A 3,269-nucleotide genomic window follows, 5' to 3' on the forward strand; every position below is an offset into this window, starting at 1 on the left:
TTTTTCTTATTTGTTAAGTACTTCTTGTGTTTTAGCGTAGTTGGCTTCAACAGCTTCTTTTTCAGCTTTCCACCAGTCTTGGTTATCAGTGTACCATTGAATAGTTTCTTCCAAACCTTGAGAAAAGTCGGTAAACTGTGGTGTCCAGCCAAGCTCATCACGAAGTTTACTTGCATCAATTGCATAGCGCAAATCGTGTCCTGCACGGTCAGTCACATGATCGTAAGCGTCTTTTGGTTGACCCATTTTCTCAAGGATCAATTCAAGCACTTCTTTATTGTTCTTCTCACCGTCAGCACCGATTAGGTAAGTTTCACCCATACGGCCTTTTGTCAAGATTGCCCAAACACCAGTCGAATGGTCATTAGTATGAATCCAGTCACGAACGTTTTTACCTTCACCGTAAAGTTTTGGCTTGATTCCTGCCAAGATGTTGGTGATTTGGCGTGGGATAAATTTCTCGATGTGTTGGTATGGACCGTAGTTGTTTGAACAGTTTGAAATCGTTGCTTTGACACCAAATGAACGCACCCATGCTTTAACAATCAAGTCTGAAGCAGCCTTGGTTGACGAGTATGGTGATGATGGGTTGTAGTTGGTTTCTGCAGTGAACTTCTCACCTGGACCGTCACCATGACCTGGCAAATCTTCACGCAAAGGAAGGTCACCGTACACTTCGTCAGTTGATACATGGTGGAAACGGATATCGTATTTACGAGCCGCTTCAAGAAGAGTGTAAGTCCCGATAAAGTTGGTATGGATGAAAGGACTTGGATCGTTGAGAGAGTTGTCGTTGTGGCTTTCTGCCGCATAGTGAACAATGGCATCTGCCTTAGCAGCCAATTTATCCACCAACTCAGCATCTGCAATATCGCCGACAACAAGATCAACTCGATCACCAAGGATGGCTTCGATGTTAGCCTTATTCCCAGCGTAGGTGAGTTTATCCAAGACAGTTACATGAACATCTGGGTGATTGTTATAAACATAGTGTACGAAGTTTGAACCGATGAAACCAGCGCCACCAGTTACGATAATATTTTTAAATTGAGACATTTTTTTCTCCGAAAAGTTATTTCTTTTTTTGATAGTTTCCTTAGGTAGTGGGGCTACCATGAAACCTTAGGTTCAAAATTTCCCTGAAAGCTTACGCAAATCGTCATCCTGCTTTTTCTACGGCGGAAACTATCACTATTGGCTTGCTATGCTAGCCTTCTTCTATTGCCAAATTACTTCAATATTTGTTTCAAGTAATCAATTTTAGCAAAATCTTTTTGGTTATTTTTATCAGCTCGATAGGAGTCTTTAGATGAGGCTTGATAGATTTTCAGGTATTGCTCAAGCGTTGGCAAATAATAGCGAACGCCATCTGTTTCCAACTCTTCCAAATCTTTCAGCTCAACGCCTGCAAAACTCGGAAGAGAATGTAGACCGCCAAATTCAACGGAAATACCATTTTTCTGGAATTCATGTTCATGACGATCTGTCAAGGTGTAGCCTAGCTTTTCCATCATGGCAATCAACTCATTTGCTCGGTCAATGCGCACCTCATCTGGCGCTTCCCAGCCACGAGGATCGCTGGGGACATGAATATCCAAATCACGCACCTGCCAGTCTTGACCTGTTCGCTCTTCTAAGCCAACTGACCCCATCAAGAGTGGTGTAATTCCCAGTTGATTGAGCTCGCTTGCAATTTCTAAAAAAATTTCAAACATTACAAATCTTCTTTTTTCAATGGTTTCACATCTTTTAAAAGCGGATGGTTTTTATCTGCTTCTGAAACTTCTGCTTCTGCCAAGTTTTCCCATTTGATGTCAAGACTGGGGTCTGCATAGTTAACAAAAGCATACTTAGGTTTGAGTTCTAAAGCCCAGTAATCATTAACGAGATAACTATAAGCTACCTTATCAGATAAAACCTGGAAGCCATTTGCCACACCACGTGGTACAAAAATCCCTTTTGACGCATCGATAATGGTTTGGTAAGTATTTCCAAAAGTATCACCTTCACGAAGATCAACCCAAGTTCCAAGGACTTTTCCTTCGTCAGCTACTGAGATGTACTTGTCCCACGGCTCTGCATGAAGACCACGAAGAACATTTTTGCGAGAGAAGGAAACATTATTTTGTAGTTTACCTTCTGCAAAAAAGCTTTCTGGGAAACCAAGTGGAAGCATTTTTTCCTTTTGGAAGTTTTCTTTAAACCACCCACGGTTATCACCATGTACTGGAATATCGAACTCCAACATCCCTGGAATAGCTTTTACTCGACGTGCGGCTAGTGTTTTGCCAAAAAAGTTCTCTGTCATTAGGCTTCTCCAATCAAACGGAGCAAGTATTGTCCGTATTCATTTTTCTTAAGCGGTTGTGCTAGCTCAAGCACCTGTTCTTTTGTGATGTAACCCATGCGGTAGGCAATTTCTTCCAAGTTAGCGACTTGAACATTTTGCAAGCGTTGAACTGTTTCGATATACTGAGCAGCCTCCAAAAGACTTTCATGCGTACCTGTATCCAACCAAGCAAAACCTCTCCCCATAAGCTCAACAGATAAGTCACCACGGTCCAGATAAGCTTTGTTGACATCCGTGATTTCAAGCTCTCCACGTGGAGATGGCTTAATATTTTTAGCAATCTCTACAACATCATTATCATAGAAGTAAAGCCCTGTAACTGCATAATTTGAACGAGGGTGTTCAGGTTTTTCTTCGATAGAGATCGCATTCATCTCCTCATCAAACTCAACCACACCAAAGCGTTCTGGGTCTTTCACTTGATAACCAAAGACTGTTGCACCAGTTTCCTTAGTTGCTGCACGTTGCAACATATTAGACATTCCAGCACCGTGATAGATGTTATCTCCTAAAATAAGCGCCACACTATCATCTCCGATAAAGTCCTCACCAATGATAAAAGCTTGCGCTAATCCATCTGGACTCGGTTGCTCTGCGTATGAAAGCGAGATTCCAAACTCCGAACCATCACCTAGAAGATCTTTAAAACGTGGTAGGTCTGTTGGCGTTGAAATAATTAAAATATCTTTAATACCCGCTAACATCAACGTTGAGAGTGGGTAATAGATCATGGGTTTGTCATAAACTGGCATCAACTGCTTAGAAGCAGCACGCGTCAAAGGATACAAACGTGTCCCTGAACCACCAGCAAGAATAATACCTTTCATAGTATTCCTACCTTTCACATAATTAGTCACTAAATATTCTATCATATTTTCAATTAAATGTCAGTCTCAAACACTGTATTTATAGCGATTCA

4 protein-coding genes are annotated in these 3,269 nt (G+C 41.4%); all 4 read right to left on the reverse strand.

Going from position 1 to position 3,269, the window contains the following annotated elements; all coding sequences use genetic code 11:
* Positions 1 to 6 precede the first annotated feature (6 nt).
* The 4 genes from rfbB to rfbA all read right to left on the reverse strand — a co-directional run bounded on the left by rfbB (position 7) and on the right by rfbA (position 3,177).
* A complete protein-coding gene (gene rfbB / locus ACQRDX_RS09080) occupies positions 7 to 1,056 on the reverse strand; it encodes a dTDP-glucose 4,6-dehydratase (RefSeq protein ID WP_427896571.1) in 1,050 nt (349 codons plus the stop codon).
* A gap of 173 nt (positions 1,057 to 1,229) precedes the next feature.
* Positions 1,230 to 1,715, reverse strand: coding sequence for a phosphoribosylanthranilate isomerase (locus ACQRDX_RS09085; RefSeq protein ID WP_427896569.1), 486 nt, complete (start codon positions 1,713 to 1,715; stop codon positions 1,230 to 1,232).
* Complete coding sequence (locus ACQRDX_RS09090; protein WP_427896567.1) at positions 1,715 to 2,308, reverse strand: dTDP-4-dehydrorhamnose 3,5-epimerase family protein; 594 nt, start codon at positions 2,306 to 2,308, stop codon at positions 1,715 to 1,717. The genes ACQRDX_RS09085 and ACQRDX_RS09090 overlap by 1 nt, the downstream gene beginning before the upstream one ends.
* Complete coding sequence (gene rfbA / locus ACQRDX_RS09095) at positions 2,308 to 3,177, reverse strand: glucose-1-phosphate thymidylyltransferase RfbA (protein WP_427896565.1); 870 nt, start codon at positions 3,175 to 3,177, stop codon at positions 2,308 to 2,310. Before rfbA ends, ACQRDX_RS09090 begins: the two co-directional genes overlap by 1 nt.
* Positions 3,178 to 3,269 lie beyond the last annotated feature (92 nt).

The sequence above is a fragment of the Streptococcus sp. SGI.013 genome, from assembly GCF_050315295.1.
Classification (GTDB): Bacteria; Bacillota; Bacilli; order Lactobacillales; family Streptococcaceae; genus Streptococcus; species Streptococcus porcorum.